At 66.6% G+C, this 16,637-nt stretch carries 18 protein-coding genes; 14 read left to right on the top strand and 4 right to left on the bottom strand.

Annotated features, from left to right (window positions below):
- Positions 1–4 precede the first annotated feature (4 nt).
- The 4 genes from HR086_RS18455 to HR086_RS18440 all read left to right on the top strand — a co-directional run bounded on the left by HR086_RS18455 (position 5) and on the right by HR086_RS18440 (position 3,857).
- Positions 5–661 (top strand): CoA transferase subunit B, encoded by a 657-nt coding sequence (locus HR086_RS18455; RefSeq protein ID WP_141644398.1) that lies wholly within the window; start codon positions 5–7, stop codon positions 659–661.
- 68 nt (positions 662–729) lie between these two features.
- On the top strand, positions 730–1,113 hold the full coding sequence (locus HR086_RS18450) for a TIGR02266 family protein (RefSeq protein WP_174466271.1): 384 nt from the start codon (positions 730–732) through the stop codon (positions 1,111–1,113).
- Between the two features lie 36 nt (positions 1,114–1,149).
- Complete coding sequence (locus tag HR086_RS18445; protein ID WP_174463824.1) at positions 1,150–2,460, top strand: class I SAM-dependent RNA methyltransferase; 1,311 nt, start codon at positions 1,150–1,152, stop codon at positions 2,458–2,460.
- A complete protein-coding gene (locus tag HR086_RS18440; RefSeq protein ID WP_174459111.1) occupies positions 2,460–3,857 on the top strand; it encodes a VWA domain-containing protein in 1,398 nt (465 codons plus the stop codon). Before HR086_RS18445 ends, HR086_RS18440 begins: the two co-directional genes overlap by 1 nt.
- A gap of 27 nt (positions 3,858–3,884) precedes the next feature.
- Here HR086_RS18440 and HR086_RS18435 read toward each other — a convergent pair whose 3' ends face one another.
- The 4 genes from HR086_RS18435 to HR086_RS18420 form a co-directional block, all read right to left on the bottom strand.
- Complete coding sequence (locus tag HR086_RS18435; protein ID WP_174466270.1) at positions 3,885–4,799, bottom strand: JmjC domain-containing protein; 915 nt, start codon at positions 4,797–4,799, stop codon at positions 3,885–3,887.
- 76 nt (positions 4,800–4,875) lie between these two features.
- Positions 4,876–5,304, bottom strand: a complete 429-nt coding sequence (locus tag HR086_RS18430) for a YciI family protein (protein ID WP_141644403.1) — start codon at positions 5,302–5,304, stop codon at positions 4,876–4,878.
- 130 nt (positions 5,305–5,434) lie between these two features.
- Positions 5,435–5,707 (bottom strand): hypothetical protein, encoded by a 273-nt coding sequence (locus HR086_RS18425; RefSeq protein WP_371746247.1) that lies wholly within the window; start codon positions 5,705–5,707, stop codon positions 5,435–5,437.
- Between the two features lie 168 nt (positions 5,708–5,875).
- Positions 5,876–6,520: a glutathione S-transferase family protein gene (locus HR086_RS18420; RefSeq protein ID WP_174466269.1), complete on the bottom strand. Its 645-nt coding sequence runs from the start codon at positions 6,518–6,520 to the stop codon at positions 5,876–5,878.
- A gap of 253 nt (positions 6,521–6,773) precedes the next feature.
- On the opposite strand from HR086_RS18420, the gene HR086_RS18415 reads away from it, so the two are divergent.
- From HR086_RS18415 to HR086_RS18370, 10 genes are all read left to right on the top strand, one after another.
- The gene (locus tag HR086_RS18415) at positions 6,774–7,856 is read left to right on the top strand and encodes a hypothetical protein (protein ID WP_174466268.1); all 1,083 of its coding nucleotides are present in this window, start codon (positions 6,774–6,776) and stop codon (positions 7,854–7,856) included.
- Complete coding sequence (locus HR086_RS18410; RefSeq protein ID WP_174459106.1) at positions 7,853–8,515, top strand: AHH domain-containing protein; 663 nt, start codon at positions 7,853–7,855, stop codon at positions 8,513–8,515. Before HR086_RS18415 ends, HR086_RS18410 begins: the two co-directional genes overlap by 4 nt.
- 23 nt (positions 8,516–8,538) lie before the next feature.
- Positions 8,539–9,111: an imm11 family protein gene (locus HR086_RS18405; protein ID WP_373564321.1), complete on the top strand. Its 573-nt coding sequence runs from the start codon at positions 8,539–8,541 to the stop codon at positions 9,109–9,111.
- A 22-nt stretch (positions 9,112–9,133) separates the two neighbouring features.
- Entirely contained in the window at positions 9,134–9,964 is an 831-nt protein-coding gene (locus HR086_RS18400) for an Imm49 family immunity protein (RefSeq protein WP_174466266.1), read from the top strand.
- 599 nt (positions 9,965–10,563) lie between these two features.
- Positions 10,564–12,633, top strand: a complete 2,070-nt coding sequence (locus HR086_RS18395; RefSeq protein ID WP_174466265.1) for a hypothetical protein — start codon at positions 10,564–10,566, stop codon at positions 12,631–12,633.
- A 162-nt stretch (positions 12,634–12,795) separates the two neighbouring features.
- Positions 12,796–13,317: a hypothetical protein gene (locus HR086_RS18390; protein ID WP_174466264.1), complete on the top strand. Its 522-nt coding sequence runs from the start codon at positions 12,796–12,798 to the stop codon at positions 13,315–13,317.
- Between the two features lie 73 nt (positions 13,318–13,390).
- Positions 13,391–14,779, top strand: a complete 1,389-nt coding sequence (gene miaB, locus HR086_RS18385; protein WP_174463819.1) for a tRNA (N6-isopentenyl adenosine(37)-C2)-methylthiotransferase MiaB — start codon at positions 13,391–13,393, stop codon at positions 14,777–14,779.
- Between the two features lie 26 nt (positions 14,780–14,805).
- Complete coding sequence (locus HR086_RS18380) at positions 14,806–15,321, top strand: gamma carbonic anhydrase family protein (RefSeq protein WP_174466263.1); 516 nt, start codon at positions 14,806–14,808, stop codon at positions 15,319–15,321.
- A 38-nt stretch (positions 15,322–15,359) separates the two neighbouring features.
- Positions 15,360–15,830 (top strand): cyclic nucleotide-binding domain-containing protein, encoded by a 471-nt coding sequence (locus HR086_RS18375; protein WP_141644409.1) that lies wholly within the window; start codon positions 15,360–15,362, stop codon positions 15,828–15,830.
- A 27-nt stretch (positions 15,831–15,857) separates the two neighbouring features.
- Positions 15,858–16,637: hypothetical protein (locus HR086_RS18370; RefSeq protein WP_174466262.1), on the top strand; the 780-nt coding region annotated here is incomplete at its 3' end.

The raw sequence follows: 16,637 nt of genomic DNA, 5'->3' as shown, positions 1-16,637 counted from the left end.
CCCCATGCCACTGACTCGTGAACAACTCGCGAAGCGCATCGCCCTGGAGCTGCGGGACGGCTTCTATGTGAACCTGGGCATCGGCATCCCCACGCTGGTCCCCAACTACATCCCCGAAGGGGTGGAGGTGGTGCTCCAGTCGGAGAACGGCCTGCTGGGCATCGGCCCGTACCCCGAGGCGGGCAAGGAAGACCCGGACCTCATCAACGCGGGCAAGGAGACGGTGACGACGGTGAAGGGCGCCGCGTTCTTCGACTCGGCCCTGTCCTTCGGGATGATCCGCGGCGGCCACATCGACATGGCCGTGCTGGGCGCCATGGAGGTCTCCGAAGAGGGGGACCTGGCCAACTGGATGATTCCCGGGAAGATGGTCAAGGGAATGGGCGGCGCCATGGACCTGGCGGTGGGCGCCAAGCGCATCTACGTGGCCATGGAGCACGCGAACAAGGAGGGTCAGCCGAAGATCCTCAAGAAGTGCTCGCTGCCCCTGACGGGCCTCAAGTGCGTGCACCACATCGTCACGGACCACGCCTTCCTGGACGTGACGCCGGAGGGGCTCGTCCTGCGCGAGCTGGCCCCGGGCGTGACGGTGGAGCTGGTCCAGAAGCTCACCGAGCCGAAGCTGAAAATCGCTCCGGACGTGCGCGAGATGAAAGTCTGAGCGCGCAAGGCTAAGGTGCGCCGCTGGGGGAGGGTGGTATGGACGACTTCCCCGGCGGAGCCCCTTTCATGGCCGATACCTCGGAGAAGCTGAACCCCATCGACCACCGCGCGCCGCGAGTCGAGTACGAGCTGCCGGTGGCCTACCGCAGCGTGGCTGGCTTCGTGACGGACTGGGCCGTCAACCTTTCCAAGGGCGGCCTCTACATCAACACCGACAAGCCCCTGCCGGTGGACACGGTGGTGAAGCTGCTGGTGACACTGCCGGGAGCGCACTTCCCGGTGGAGCTGAAGGGCCGGGTGACGCGCACCAACGCGCTCGGCACCGCGTCTCCGCAGTCCCCGGGGATGGCGGTGGAGTTCCTGGACGTTGACGAAGACAAGCGGTCGCGCATCGGGGAGTTCGTGGAGCGGTTGCGCTCGGAGTTCCCGTCGGAAGCGACCCGGAAGTAACGGCGGCCCGCGCGGGCGCCCCCACCGAGCGCCTGCATGCTGCCCCTCCCTGAGACCCCCGTTTCCCTGACCATCGACCGCCTCGGCCAGCTCGGCGAGGGCGTGGCTTCCTGGCAGGGCCGCACCGTCTTCATCCCTGGCGCCTTCCCGGGCGACACCGTGCGCGTCCATCTGGAGTCGCAGGGACGCGTGCTGCGTGGGCTTTTGCGCGAGGTGGTCTCTTCCGGACCGGACCGTCGTGAGGCGCCGTGTTCCCTGGCCGGCGAGTGCGGCGGGTGCGACTGGCTGGGCCTGGCCGAGTCCGCCCAGCGAAGCGCGAAGCAGGAGATCGTCCTCTCCACCCTGGAGCACCTGGGCCACCTGCGGCGCGAGGACTTCACCGTCCGGCCGCTCCTGGTGGCGCCTCGGGACTGGGGCTACCGCCGACGCGCGGTGCTGCATCCTGCGGGGAAGGGAGCGCTGGGCTACTTCAGCCGGCGCAGCCACGAGCGGCTCGCGGTGTCCGAGTGCGGTGCCCTCACGCCCGTGCTGACCGCGTTGCCGGGGAAGCTGGCGCCGCTGCTCAAGCCGCTGGCGAAGGACACCGAGGAGGTGCTCCTGCTCGCCGAGGGCGACAAGGCCGCGTTCGCGGTGAATCTGACAGGGCAGGTGACGGCGCGGCACGTGGAGGCCGCGGAGGCCGCCGTGCGGGCGCTGCGGTTGGAGGGCGCGGTGCTGGTGCCGAAGGAGGGCTCGCCCCGGGTGCTGGGCAAGCCGGCGCTGCGCTCGTACTCGCCGCTGAGGCCGGAGGTGCCGCTGTACCTGAGGCCGGATTCCTTCGCGCAGGCGCACGCGGAGGCCAACGTGGGGCTCGTGACGTCGGCCATCTTCGAACTCGCGGCGCGGGATGAGGACTCCGTGCTGGAGCTGTACTCGGGCAACGGCAACTTCACGTTCCCTCTGGCCGCGGGATCCGCGTCGGTGCTGGGCGTGGAGTCGTCCCCGGTGGGCGTGGAGCTGGCCCAGCGCAGCGCGCGCGAGGCGGGCGTGAGCAACGTGCGCTTCGTGCAGGGGGATGCGCGAAAGGTGTGCGACGGGCTGGTGTCCGAGGGTCGGCGCTTCGACGTGTGCCTGGCGGACCCGCCGCGCGCGGGCGCTCCGGGGCTGGCGAAGTGGATGGTGGCGCTGGGCATCCGTCGGGTGGTGTACGTGGCGTGTGACCCGGCCTCGCTCGCGCGGGACGCGGCGGGGCTGGTGGAGGCGGGCTACAAGCCCCAGGCGCTCCAGGTGGTGGACATGTTCCCCCAGACGCACCACGTGGAAGCCGTGATGTCCTTCGAGCGGCCGGGCACGGGGAAGGGACGCTGATGGACGCGCGCATCGTCGAATTCGCCGAGGTGCTCCGACAGAACGGTGTGCGCGTGAGTACCTCCGAGGTGCAGGACGCGCTGCGGGCCACCGCCGAGGTGGGGCTGGTGGACCGGGCCCTGTTCCGCGCGGTGATGCGCACCACGCTGGTGAAGCGTGAGCTGGACGTGGACACGTTCAACCGCGCGTTCGACTTCTTCTTCTCCGGCGCGGCGGCGACGTTCGAGGCCATCGACAAGTCCCTGGCCGCGCAACTCCAGGAAGAGGGCTACCTGGACGGGGACACGCTGAAGATGGTCATCTACCAGATGAACCTCCTGCTGCCGGAGATGTCTCCGCTCGCGCAGGCGGTGCTGGAAGGGGACCGGGCGCGGCTGGCGCAGATCTTCCGGACGGCTTCGCTCCAGTTGGACTTGTCGAAGCTGGAGAGTCCGCTCCAGGGGGGATTCTTCGCGCGGCGCATGCTGGCGGGTGCGGGCATGGAGCGGGCTCGCTCCGACATGAAGTCGCTGGAGGATGAGCTGCATGCGCGCGGCTTGTCTCCGGAGGGTGTGGAGATTGTCTCGCGCCATGTCGCCGCGGCGATGCGGAAGATTGAAGATGCCGCGCGCCAGGAGGTGAAGCGGCAGGCGGAGGCTCGCATCCGTCGTCGCACCGACACGGTGCAGGACAAGCCGCTGCACCTGCTCACCCAGGCGGAGGTGGACCAGATGGAGTCCGCCGTGCGCACGATGGCGGAGAAGCTGCGCAGTCGCTTGATTCGCCGGCAGCGCTCGCACCGCAAGGGCGCGCTCAATGTCCGCCGCACGCTGCGCAAGAACATGACGTGGGGTGGGGTGCCCATGCTGCCCCAGTTCCGTCGCCGCCGGCCGGAGCGTCCGGAGTTGGTGGTGCTGTGCGACGTGTCCGACTCGGTCCGCAACGCGGCTCGGATGATGTTGCTGTTCATGCACACGATGCAGTCGCTGTTCGTGCGCGTGCGCTCGTTCGTCTTCGTGTCAGACGTGGGCGAGGTGACGCAGTACTTCAAGGACCTCGACGTGGACGAGGCCATCGACATGGCGACGGCGGGCAAGACGGTGTCCCTGAGCGCCAACTCGAACTATGGCCGCGCGCTGGCGGACTTCACCCGGGACCACCTGGGCAGCATCACCCGCCGCACCACCGTCATGATCATCGGGGACGGGCGCAACAACTACAACGCCAACAACGTCTGGGCGCTGAAGGACCTGCGCCGCAAGGCGAAGCGACTGCTGTGGATCTGCCCCGAGCAGCGCGGCAACTGGGGCATCGGCGACAGCGAGATGCTCACGTACGAGAAGCACTGTCACCAGGCCGTGGTCGTGACCTCCGTCTCCGACCTGGCCCGCATCGCTGACCAGCTCGTTCCGGCTTGAGGTATCGCGGCCCCCCGGAAGGGCGCCCTAGCTCTCCTCCACGATCTTCCGGGCCTCCAACTCCAGGACGTGGGCCTGCAGCTCGTGCAGCAACTCGGAGAGTCGCGTGTGGCACGCTCCGCTGCGCTCGGGGTCCGGCGAGCCGATTCCATCGGCGAGCGCGCGCCACCGCACGTCCTTCAGCAGTTGCTGTCGCAGCGCCGCGCTGACCACGTCCGCCCAGGTGGGCTGGCTGTAGGTGAAGTTCAGCGCCAGCGTGTCCTGCGAGGCCTCGGTGGAGTGCCAGTAGCCGCGCGGGACGAAGAGCACCGAGCCGGGCTCGAGCGTGATGACCTCGGCACCCTCGGGCATCTGCTCGGGTAGCTCCTGCTCCAGGTAGCTGGCCAGCTCGGGCGAGGGCGGGCCCATGTTCATCGCCCAGCGGTCCGTGGGCAGGGGCAGTTGTGTGTTGGGTGCGAGCGTCCAGCGCTTGGTGCCGCGCACCTGCACGACGATGTTCGCGTTCGCGTCGAAGTGGGGGCTGTTGCCGCCACCCGACGGCGAGGCATAGAAGATGGCCCGCGCCACGGCGTTGCGCGCGAGTCCCAGCTCGAACGCCACCATGTGCAGCCACTGCTCGACCAGGGGGAGGTAGCGCTCCGCCGAGTCGAGGATGAGCGCCATTCCGCTGCGGTACAGCGCCGCCGCGGTCTGCGCCTCCACCCGGATGACGCTGTGCTCATCGCGACGGTCCGGCAGCGCGACCATCACCGGGTTGCGGTAGGTGTGCAGCAGCTGCTCGAGGTCATGGAGCTCGGGGAGCGCCGCGAGCTCCCCGAGCCGTTCGAGCGGGCCATGGCAGACCAGATGCCGCGTGGGCCAGTACTCCGCCAGGAACTCGCGACCCGAGTGCGGCGCGAAGAGCTGTTCGAGGAAGGGGCGCTCCGATGACTCCAAGTCCATGAGCGACATTAACACGCGAGCCAATGGGCCCTGGGATGAGTCTCCGGAGCCCAAACCGTACCCGGGGGCCGCCGCGTCACGGCGACTTCTTGAAGGTCTGGCTCCAGGTGGGGGCTACCTGCTCGATGAGCGTCACCAGAGCCGGCGGGATGTCCTCGGCGCCGGTGAGGGGCCGGACCTCCATCACGTCGTCATTGCCCATCCCGCCCGGGTAGCGGCGGGCCCATTCAATGGCCTCCTCCTTCGACGCCACCTCCAGCACGTAGAAGCCGCCGATGAGTTCCTTCGTCTCCGCGTAGGGGCCGTCCCTCACGCTGGCCTTGCCGCCCTTGAAGACGACGTGCGCGCCCGGGGACGGGCTGAGGCCCTCGGAGGCGATGAGCACGCCGGCCTTGTGCATCTCCTCGTTGTATTTCATCTGCGCGATGAAGACGGCCTCGTCGAATGCTGCCTCCGGGGGCGTGGGCTCCAGCGTGGAAGGGCGGGGGATGAGCATGAAGCGCATGCGGTAACTCCTGGAGTGGGGATGTGAGGCGTGGCTCCATCCCTACAACGAATGACCGTGCGGCGGTTCGACACGGTCATTTCAGGGGACGCTGCCGCGCGCCGGTGGGCCCCTCGGCGCGTGGGGTGGCTCAGAATGTCCGGTAGCAGAACTGGCCCGGGTTTCCCTGGGTGCAGTCCTCGGGGCAGCTCTGCGTCGTTTCACCAGGGCAGCACGCCCTGTTCCCGCAGTACTCGCCAGGAGGGCAATCCGCCGGACAGCGCAGTCGCTCGATGGGCGCGCAGACCCCATCGCCGCAGACGGCGAGCTCGGACTCCGACGTGGCGAGCGCCTCCTCCACCCCGGGGTCCTCCTCCATCGCACCAGCACCACATCCCACGATGAGCCCCACTGTCAGGGCCACTACGACACTCCAAGCCGCCTTCATCGGAACGCTCCTTGTCGGGTCCGCCTGCATGAGGAATGCGCGCAAAGGCTAGCAGGCTTCGCGGACAGGACAACGGGGTGCGCATCCAGGCGTTGTCGCCGCATTGCCTGTCGGATGAAGTGCCCGTGGGGGGCGCGTGAGGCCTCAGGTTCTCACGCTCGCGGATGGCGGCATGGACGGTGCGGTGCGCTTCCACGCCTCGAGCTCCTGCACGCGACCGAGCCAGCTCCGAAGGTTCGCATGCTCCCCGAGAGGCAGTCGCGCCGGTCCGGCGAGGGCGAACGCCGCGGCCAACGAGAAGTCCGCGAGCGTCAGACGTTCCTGTGAGACCCACGTCTTGCCCGCGAGGTGCTCGTCCAGGACGCGCGCGTGCCGCGCGAAGAGCGCCTCGCCCCGTGCGACCTCCGTGGGGTTCGGCGGCCCACGGCCCGCCACCGCCTTCACGAAGTTCTCGAAGACTAGGATGGTGCATGCCTGCGCCATGTGCGCCGAGCACCAGAAGAGCCAGCGCGTCACGTCAGCACGCCCACGCGCATCCGTGGGAAGCAGGGTTTGTCCCGGCGTCATCTCGGCCAGGTACTGCATGATGGCGCGCGACTCCCAGAGCAGGAAGCCATCGTCATCGAGGACAGGAACGAGGCCGTTGGGATTGCGGCCTAGATGCGGCGTCGCGCGCTGCTCGCCGTTTGGCAGGTCCACCACGACGCGCTCGAGAGGTACTTCGAGGTGGGTGGCGACGAGCAGGACTCGGCGCGAGTTTCCGGACAAGGGGTGGAAGTAGAGCTTCATGAAGCGTTCTCCTGGACCGTGCGGATGGATGAAGGGGGAACCTGCCCGCCAGGGGTGACAAGGGCTTGTCAGGTATCTTCGGGCCCGTCCTGAGGCACCGCGCGCCCGGCGTGGAGGAAGGCGTTCGACGCGTAACGCGGAGCCGGCGTCTGTCCTTCCCATGCGCTCAGTGGCATACTGGGAGTTCGGACTCTGGGAGGGAAGTCGGATGGCATCCCACCAATCAATGTCAGTCTCCGTCGGGCTTTGCGCCATGGGCGCGGCGACCTCCCTGGGCCCTGTCACCCAGGCCGCGAGGGCGGGCATCGTCCGCGCCAGTGAATTGGCGTTGAGCACCTGCCTCGATGAGGTGACGTCCGAGCGCGTTGCCCTCGTGGGCCACACCGCTGGCCCCCTGACCGAGGGCTTCGAGGGAATCGGTCGGCTCGTACAACTCGGTGTCGCGGCCTTGGAGGACCTGGAGGCGACCGTCCACGGAGACTGGTGGGGGCAGCTCGACTTTTTCCTCTGTCTTCCTCGAAGCCTTGGACATGGGACGAGTCCGACAAGGGAGTCCACCGAGGTCGCGGGGTTGCTGGCGGCCCGGCTCCAGGCCGAGGCGCGCTTCATTCCCACGCCGATGTCACTCCATCTCTTCCAGGACGAGAGAGGTGGGACCATTCAGGCACTCACGAAGGCCATGGAGTTGCTCGCGGCACGGCGGTGCGACCAGGCGTTGGTGCTGGCCTGCGACTCACTCGTGTCGCCAGAACGAATCGAGGCACAACTCGAGACGCGTCGCCTCAAGACGCCCGATCATCCGGTGGGGTATTTGCCGGGCGAAGGGGCCGTGGCCTTGCTGCTGGAACGTCGGGACGCAGCCCGCGAGCGCGCGCGGCCTCCCATTGCCTACCTCTTCAGTCCGGTGACGGCCCAGGAGACGCAAAGCCGCGATGCGAAGGCTCCTCCCATGGGGCGGGCAATGGGGGAGAGCCTCACCATGGCCCTGGTGCGAGCAGGCGCCACGTCGATTCCGGAGGGAAGTCTCTATCTGGACCTCAACGGGGAAGAATTCCGGGCGAGGGAGTGGGGCCAGACGTTGCTTCGGGCGCGGGACGCATGTCGCGTCGAGGAATGGAGGTCCGTCATTCCTGCCCTGAACTTCGGTGAACTGGGGACCGTGTCCCCACTGGTCTCGGTCTGTCTCGCCACGCGAGCCTTCGCCCGAGGCTACGGCCCAGGACGGCACGCGTTGATTCTGGTGGCCGGCGATGACGGCCACCGCGCAAGCGTACTGCTCGAACGCGGGCCCGACCTTCGGAGTCCGCCGTCGATGACCGCGGGGAGGGCGCAATGAGCCTTGTGAAACACATCGCGAAGACGCGCAAGCGGGAGATCGTCACGCAGCGGGTGAGCGGCTTCCAGAAGAACTGCAACACCGGCTTCGAGAGGCCAGGGTTCTGGGAGGCACATCACATCGTCTGTGTGTCCTCCGTGGGAAAGCGAAGGGGGGACTATCCCAAGTCGCCGCCAGACCTCGCCGACTACATCGAGGCGTGTCTATGGGTGACGCCGTGGGACATCAACGCCGCTCACAATCTCATCGGACTCCCCTTGAACCGGCAGTACCGGGACTCCGATGGAGAGAGCCCCGTGGACCTTCCTTCCCACCAGGTGGACCACAACACCCGGGATGGGTTCACGGACGAGGTTTCGAAGTACCTGAAGGAGAACGTCTGGTGCTCCCTCACCGCGAAGAAGAAGGTTCATGACGTCGACATCGCGAAGCTGAAGGAGGAGCTGCGAAGCGCCAGTATCGAATTTCGTGGGCGCCTGGAGTCCCGTGGCACGCGAAAAGGCGGCACGAAGCTCTGCTGGAGGAGCCGACACGACGAGGGCTTCGCGCGCAAGTGGTACTACCCCTTCTCGATGGGGAAGACGCCCAGCCATCGTTCTCCCGGCGTGGCGTATTCGCTGCTGGACTCCATCTTCAAGAAGATCAAGCTGCCGTTCTGATACCTGAGGTGAACGTGAGCGTCATGCCCGTCGTCTGGGAGTGGGATGTCGGAGATCGTTTTTGTGTCCTGGATGGCGTCCTGAATGTCGAGGACGAGTATCAGCTCAGCAAGGGCGTCAGCCGGGCACAGGGCTTTCCGGCCGATGCGAGCTTCGCCATGTCCGCCAAGCACCGGAAGTACATCGCCCTGGCGGATAACATCAGCAACCTTAACCGGGCGCTGGTGGTCTCCCGCCGGCTGAAGGACGTGATCGAAGCCAGGCGGCCGCGCGACGTCGAGTTTCTTCGCGTTTCAATCATCGACCACAAGAAGAAGGTCGCCAGCGATGACTACTTCATCGTCAATCCGTTCAAGGTCGTCGACTGCATCGACAAGGATAAGTCCAAGTACCGGTGGAACAACATCGACCCGGAGAAGATGAGCTCCTGTACGAAGCTGGTGCTCAAGCCGGAGGCAATCAATCCAGAGCTGCTCCTGTTCCGACCCCAGCACCTCGAGTACTACGTCCTGGTCCACCCGGACCTGGCCGCGGCGCTGGAGGAGGAGGGGTTCACGGGCCTCCGCTTCACGCCCATCGACGAGTTCGAGTCCTGAGCTGCCCGGAGGGTGCATCTCGATGAGCTTGCACGCCCAGCAACAAGACATCATGGAGGAGCTCCAGGAGCAGCTGGCCACCATCGCAGGGGGTGCTCCCGCCGTGGAGCTGGGGCGGGTCTACGAGGAGGTGGAGCAGTGCTTTCAGGCGACAGCCTGCTGTGCCTTGCTCGTGGCCGCGGACAGAGCGAGCTTCCAGAAGCACCTGTGCTGGGCGGCGCTGGCACGGCGGGATTATCTCCGTCGCATCCGTGACGAGGGACCTCCGAACGACTTTCGGTGTGCCAGGGGCCGAAGCGAGGCCTTCTTCTGCGCGGTGGCCGCGGGCGACATCGCCTTGGCTGTCGAGATTGGCGACCTGTCTCCCTCGGTGTGGATACCGGATGGGGAATACGAAGATGACTTCGCGTATCAGTGTTTTCTCCACCAATGCCTGAAGCGCGCCGACCCAGTCGTCAGGGGGACAGTGCTTCGGCGATTCGAGGCGGCCGTCAAGGACAGTCACTCGAGCCGCTTCGATGTATGCACGGCGTTGCAGCAGGGCTCTCGCGAGGATTTCGAATCAGCCTTGGAGGCAGTCATCGATGGGCACTGCCTGGAACAGGACGACCTGCGGCCTCACTCCGAGGATGTGTCGACGTTCGAGCCGCGAAGCCGCGTCTTCATCGAGGGGCTGGCGCTGCTTCGAATCGCGAGCACCCAGGGGCTCCACTCCACGGCACGGACTTTCCGCCGATGCCCATGGAGTGTCCGTGAGTACGCCCTTGAGGGTAGGCCGGACGATATCTTCGCGGAGATGACGAAGCTGAGCGGAACACGGCGGCCCACGCGCCGAGGCTCGTCGCCGGCCTGACTCCCTCGCGCGTCACGGCGCGCTCCCTCAAGCAGGGGTGGCGCCGGGGTTGGAGGAGGAGATCCCCGTCCATCCGCCAGAGCATGAAGGCCCACCGGAGTCCCTCACCCCCGAGCAGAAGAGCGATCTGATCGCCTTCCTGCGTCGGCTCTGAGCCGCACCAGCGAGTCACAGGTGAAGTTCCTGCGCGGCGCAGGAGCGAAGCCCGTGGTGCCCGCCCGCCTGCTACCCGCAAAGCGCTCCTGTTCTTCTCATCCTCGCGCCAGGCGTCCGCCGAGGACGCGAACGCGTTCTTGGGGAACGCGGGCCGTGCATGTCCTGGAGCGCTCGCTCGCCCTCCAGGCGGGCTGAGTGTGTTGCGGCACAGCGCTTGCTGTGCCTTGAAAAGTCGCCCGCAGTGGCACGGCGAGAAACCGCGTCGTGCCTCTCGACCTTGGCGCAGGCCCCCTCTTGCCTGCCCTGCGCCATGCATGACGACCTGGGTAACGCCGCTTGGGAGCCCTCATCGGCCTACGTCCTCCCCGGACGCCGCCCACGGACGTCGACACGAAACTCACGCATGTCTTTTACGCGCGAAGTCCTCGCGATGGATCCGATACATGTCTTGTGGAATTTGTGGGAAGAGCGTGGGGGCGGGCCAGGGTGCAAAGGCCGTTTTCTGCACCTCCTGCACGGAAGATCTGAAAGCAGAAGGCGTCCCCGTCGACTGGGCCACGAAACAGTACCTGGCGACTCGACTCCAATCGACCCTGCAGACGCTCCAGCAGCGTTATCAACGCTTGCGCGCCCAGTCGGCCGCTGGCTCGGGCGCCAGCGCCGTGGCATCCAAACCAAGCAAAGAACAGGTCCCGAAGAACCCCAAGGGGGCGGCGACAGGGTCAGCCGCTGCCGCTGCCGCCGCAGGGGCCTCTTCACTGGGAAAACACGGGGAAGGGAGAGGGGGGCATCGTCGACGCAAGCCGCTGACGCCTGAACAGCAGATCCAGTTGGACTCGCTCTATTCGGATTTGCAGCTCCCGTATGTGGACATCCTGGTCAACAGTGCGGACCAGAATGGTTTTGGCGACCTGATCAACGGCCTGCATACGGGGCGTCTGCTTCACCAGGGGACGGGATGGAGGATCGTCGCCACCTCGAACCATTCCCAATTCGACACGATGCTGTCGAGTTTTCCGTGGGTCAGTAAGGTGCAGGAAGTGGGATGGAGTCCGGATATCTCCCTGGAGACTCCTGCTGCCACCACTACGGAGGGGGATCTGGCTGTATCGGAGTATAGCTATCGCGTCGGGAGGGCGCTGGACGTCTTCACAAGGCAGTCGGGGTTGGGGGACGGTGAAATCGGTATCATGATCAACAAGGAGTTGAGAGCGCCGATCCCACTTGCCGAGTTGAAGCTGTCCGATGCCGAGAAGTCCGATGCCGAGAAGTCCGATGCCGAGAAGTCCACAAAGGCGCTTTGTGACTTCTTGAGGAAGTACCACCAGGGGTGTCGGTTCTTTTTTGGTTATGGTGCCGGCCAGAAGTCCAAGGCTCGATACGATCTTTTACTGGATCGCGTCGTGTTTGATGTCGGCATCAAGAATGCCATCGTCTTGCCCGTCAATCACAATCTCATGGAACAGGGCGGAGCGGGCGGTAAAGGTCGGCGCAATAAGGCGTCATACATCGGCGAGTATTGTCGGACTCGAGGACTCCGCGTTCTGGAGGTCGAGAAGAATAAGTGGTTCAGTGTGTCTACTCTGATCCAGGATGATCGGACGACAAAGGTTGTGGCCATGGAACCGGGCGCGGTGATTCCTTATTCCGTCATGCAGAAACTGTGGCGCGCCGCGGATAGGTCATTCACTATCGCAGAGGGGGATCAGTCTTTCGGTGAGGCTATTTCAGCAGGCATCCCGATGGCCTATCAACTCTGGCCTGATGGCAAAGGTATAATACACAAGCAGACATTGTTTGATAATTTTGTCAAGAGGAGTGGCGGTGGTGATGTTGCTGAGTTTGTCAGGGTATGTGCCAACTATCCGGATGGAGGAGTCGATGTTCGGCAGAGGGATTGGATTATCGAGCGCTGCAATGACAGGGATTTTTTGCGGCGATATGTCAATTCCATGGATCTGATCGCGAGCAATCACGATATACAGGGGCGACTGCAGTGCTTTGTCAAGCGGCACTGGTTGCGAAATAACCGGGCGCGGTTGCTGGGAATCAATTCGGATCTCGGTGCTTTGGTTGGAGAGATTGTCGAACTGGAGGATCGCGGAGAGTTCGATCTGGTTGTGGCGCAGACCCGGAAGATGGTTGCAATGTATCGCGCGGTGATCTTTGACTTCAATGTCAAGCAGGGGGTTCTGGATAAAGGCCCGGGTTCTGTTGCTAAAAGGGCCGCAGCCGTCAAGGACGCCTTGAATCCAGGGCCGGGCGGCGCAGCCGGGGCTCTGACTCATCCCCCTGTCGCGACGGGGACGTTCAATCCCGAACTCCTGAATTTGATTTCGGACTATGAGCGCACGGACGTTCTGCCCGCCATGGGTCCGATGGGGGCGGCAGGCGCCTCGCCAGCGGCAGAAGCGGCGGCAGCGGCAGCGGCGGGCGCCGCCCCTGTTGGCGTATCGGCCGCGGCGGCAGCGGGGGTGGCCTCGCCTTCAGGGAAGCAGGGAGCCCCTTCGTGAGCTGAACGAGCGCATCCTGGCGAGTGCAGGTTCCGCGGGTGGGGACGCTCGGCGGCGCGCTACCTGGGCATGTTCAGATTCGCGCCAGGAGAGGAGTGTCGCGAACCCTACCGCGACGGGACGGGCCCTGTTACACCTGCCCGGCCTTTCCCCAGGAGTCCCATGGCCCCCTCACTCTTCGACGACCACGGCTACCAGGACGTCCCCAACCGCGAGACGGGTACCCACCTCTCCGCGGCGGATGACCGGACCCTTCGCATGGCCATGCCGCCCGTGGACGGCGCCTTGCTCGATGCCCTGGTGCGCTACCAGGAGACCTTCCTGGCCCACGCCGGCTCGGACCCAGGGGCGGAGACCCTGGCCCGGGCCCACGGCCTGGCCCAGACGGCCTCCGGCCTGGACTCCCAGGCGCTGGAGCAGGGCATCGCCATGCTGCGCGCCTTCGGGGGCCGCCGGTGGACGGCTCGGAAGCTGGACGACAAGCTGCGTCAGCTCGAGGCGACCTCGGAGGGCCCGCCGGAGGAGCTGCGGACCCGCGTCCGGGACGAGCTGGGAAAGCAGGAACGGGAGACGGTGGCCCTGGGCCGCCGCTATGGCGAGGCCACCCTGGCGCTCCTCCGGGAACGCGAGGCCTCCCTCCTGGACCTCCACACCCGGATGACCGGACTGCTCAGTCAGGGATGACCACGGGCCCAGGTTCGGTTGATTTCCGTGCCCGACCGTCGCATAAGGGCACGTTCTTGCTCAGAGAATCCCCATGAAGCGCTACTTCATCCACACCTTCGGCTGCCAGATGAACGTCAACGACTCGCTCCGCATGAGCGAGGTGCTGGCGAAGATGTCCTACGAGCCGACGCCTGTGCCGGAAAACGCGGACCTCATCATCCTCAACACCTGCTCCATCCGCGAGAAGGCCGAGGACAAGATGCTGTCCGCCCTGGGCCGCTACAAGCCCGTGAAGGCCAGTCGCGGCGCGCTCATCGGCGTGGGCGGCTGCGTGGCCCAGCAGGAGAAGGACCGCCTCATCAAGAAGGTGCCGTACCTGGACTTCGTCTTCGGTCCCGACAACATCGCCCGCCTGCCGGACATCATCGGCCGCGTGGAGTCGGAGCGGGCTCGGGTGGTGGAGACCGCCTTCGTGGACTCGGAGGAGTACGTCTTCCCGCGCGCGGACCCGGAGACGTCTCGCGGCAAGGTCACCGAGTTCGTCACGGTGATGAAGGGCTGCGACAACGTCTGCTCGTTCTGTGTCGTCCCGCACACCCGCGGCCGTGAAGTGAGCCGCGCCTTCCCGGAGGTCCTCCTGGAGGTGGACTCGCTGGCGAAGGTCGGCGTGCGCGAGGTGACGCTCATCGGCCAGAACGTGAACTCGTACCTGGGCGGTGTGTCCTTCGCCCAGTTGCTCCTGCGCACCGCCGAGGTGCCGGGCATCGAGCGCGTGCGCTTCACCACCAGCCACCCGCACGACCTCTCCGACGAGCTGATTGAGGCGTTCCGCACGCAGCCCAAGATCGCGCCGCACTTCCACCTGCCCGTGCAGTGCGGGAGTGATCGCATCCTGAAGATGATGCGCCGCGACTACACCGTGGTGCAGTACATGGAGCGGCTCAACAAGCTGCGCGAGGCGCGGCCGGGCATCGCCGTCACCACCGACATCATCGTGGGCTTCCCCGGGGAGACCGAGGAGGAGTTCGAGATGACGATGAAGCTGACCGAGGAGGTCCGCTTCGACAACCAGTTCTCCTTCATCTACAGCCCCCGCCCCAAGACGGGCGCGGCGCTGCGCGAGAAGGACTGGGGCCCCATTCCGCACGAGGTGAAGATCGCCCGGCTGGAGCGCTTGCAGAAGCTGCAGCGTCGCATCAGCGCGGAGACGACCGCGGCCCTGGTGGACTCGGTGGTGGAGGTGATGGTGGAGGGCCACTCGCGCTACGACGCCGCCAAGCGCTTCGGCCGCACGCCGGAGAACCGCACCGTCAACTTCGAGGGCGACGCGCCCACGGGTTCCTTCGTGACGGTGAAGGTGGATCGCTCCACGCCCAACCAGCTCTCCGGAAAGCAACTGGCGGTGTTGCAGTTGCCCACCGTGGAGCCGCTGCCGGTGGCGCCGCCCGTCTCGCCGTTCCACGTCGTCGCGGAGGCCTGAGGGCCGCTCGCGCAAGAGGTGACTGCATGGCGCTGAGAGCGTTTCGCGGGGTGACCCCCCGCGTCCACCCGAGCTGCTTCGTGGACGACTCCGCCCAGGTGGTGGGGGACGTGGAGCTGGGCGAGGACTCCTCCGTCTGGCTCAACACGGTGATGCGCGGCGACGTGAATCCCATCCGCGTGGGTAAGCGCACCAACCTCCAGGACTTGTCCCTGGTCCACGTCACCGGCGGCAGGTCGAGCACCGTCATCGGTGACGACGTGACAGTGGGACATCACGTCGTGCTGCACGGCTGTACGGTGGGCAACCGCGTCCTCGTCGGGATGGGCGCCATCCTCCTGGATGAGGTGGAGATAGGGGACGACTGCATCATCGGCGCGGGGACGCTGCTGACTCCCGGGACGAAGGTGCTTCCTGGCTCCATGGTGATGGGGGCTCCCGGCAAGATGAAGCGGCCCCTCACCGAAGCGGAGCGCGAGTTCCTCCTGATGTCCGCCCATCACTACGTGCAACTGGCCTCCGAGTACCGCGCCAGCCGCTGACTCGCCGGCCCGCGCGGCCCGTGTTAGGACCCAGCCTCATGGCTCTCGTGCCTGCGAACACCCTCAAGGCGTGCCCTCTCTTCAAGGGCTTCACGGACACCGGCATCCAGATTTTCGCGGGCGTGGCCGTGCCGCGTGCCTTCCCGAAGGGCACCGCGCTGTTCACCGAAGGCAAGACGGGGGAGTCGCTCCTCATCGTCGGTGAGGGCACGGTGCGACTGAGCGCCAGGAGCCCCTCGGGTGACGACGTCCCGTTGGGCGAAGTGGGGACCGGCGAACCCCTGGGCGAGCTGGCCCTGGTGCAGAAGGGTGAGCGGCTCTGCACCGCCACCGCCGTCACGGATGTCTCCGCGCTGGAGATTCGCGCCGCGGACTTCCAGAAGCTCCTGGCCACCAAGCCGCAGGCCTGCGTGAAGCTGCTGATGGGCATCGTCGGCTTCTTCGGCCAGAAGGCCCGCGACAACCGGGACATGATTCGCACCCTCATCGGAAAGGCTCCGGCCGTCTGAGAGGCCCGTGGTAGCGTGGGCGCCGGTATGCGAGCCCCCCACCTGGCCTTCCTCCTACTGCTCGGGGTCCATGCGTCGGCCCCCGCGCACGCCGGGTCGACCGCTCAGGTTTCCATCGCCCCCGAGGAGGACTGGTTCGCGAGCCAGTACACTCCGGGTGGCCTGGAGGTGCGCGCCGATGTCCGCGTCTTCACGCTGTTCGCCCTGCTGAACCGCGCCGGCTACGACGCCGGCCCCGTCGAGCGGGCCCACCCCGTTCCCACCTATCGCTACGGCCGCGCTCGCACGCTCGTCCGGGAGAAGCTGGCGACAGCGGCCCCGTCGGTGCTCGAGGAAGCGCGGGCCTACTTCGCCGCGCACCCGGAGCCGGTGGAGGTGTACCTGGCGCGCATCCTCGGAGGCCCCGATGTGCCGGGCGCTCCTGGGGACCTGGTGGGGCTGGAGGCGCTGCTGGCCCGCGTGGAGCGTGAGTGGCCCGTGGCGGCGCTCCGAGCGGAGACGCTGCCCGACTTCCGCGCCGCGCAACGCGCCTGGTTGCCCCTGCTGGACGGCCCGTTCAAACAAGCAGCCCGACTTCTGGGCCTACGGGAAGGTGAGCCAGCACCCCGGGTGGTGGTTAATCTGCTCGAAGCCGAGGGAAGCGTGCGACCGGTCGACACGGGGCGCGGGTGGGTGATTGTGGTGGGGCCTGCGACGCGAGCCCCCGAGCCCGAGCCCGTGGTGCGCGAGCTGGCGCGGGGGCTGTTGTCCTCGCGACTGGCCGGCCGCCTGGGTGCTCGCTGGGCGGGTGGGGCGGCGGCGCTGAAG

The sequence above is a fragment of the Myxococcus sp. CA039A genome (assembly GCF_013336645.1).
GTDB lineage: Bacteria > Myxococcota > Myxococcia > Myxococcales > Myxococcaceae > Myxococcus > Myxococcus llanfairpwllgwyngyllgogerychwyrndrobwllllantysiliogogogochensis.
This window is presented reverse-complemented; position numbering and strand designations above follow the sequence as displayed.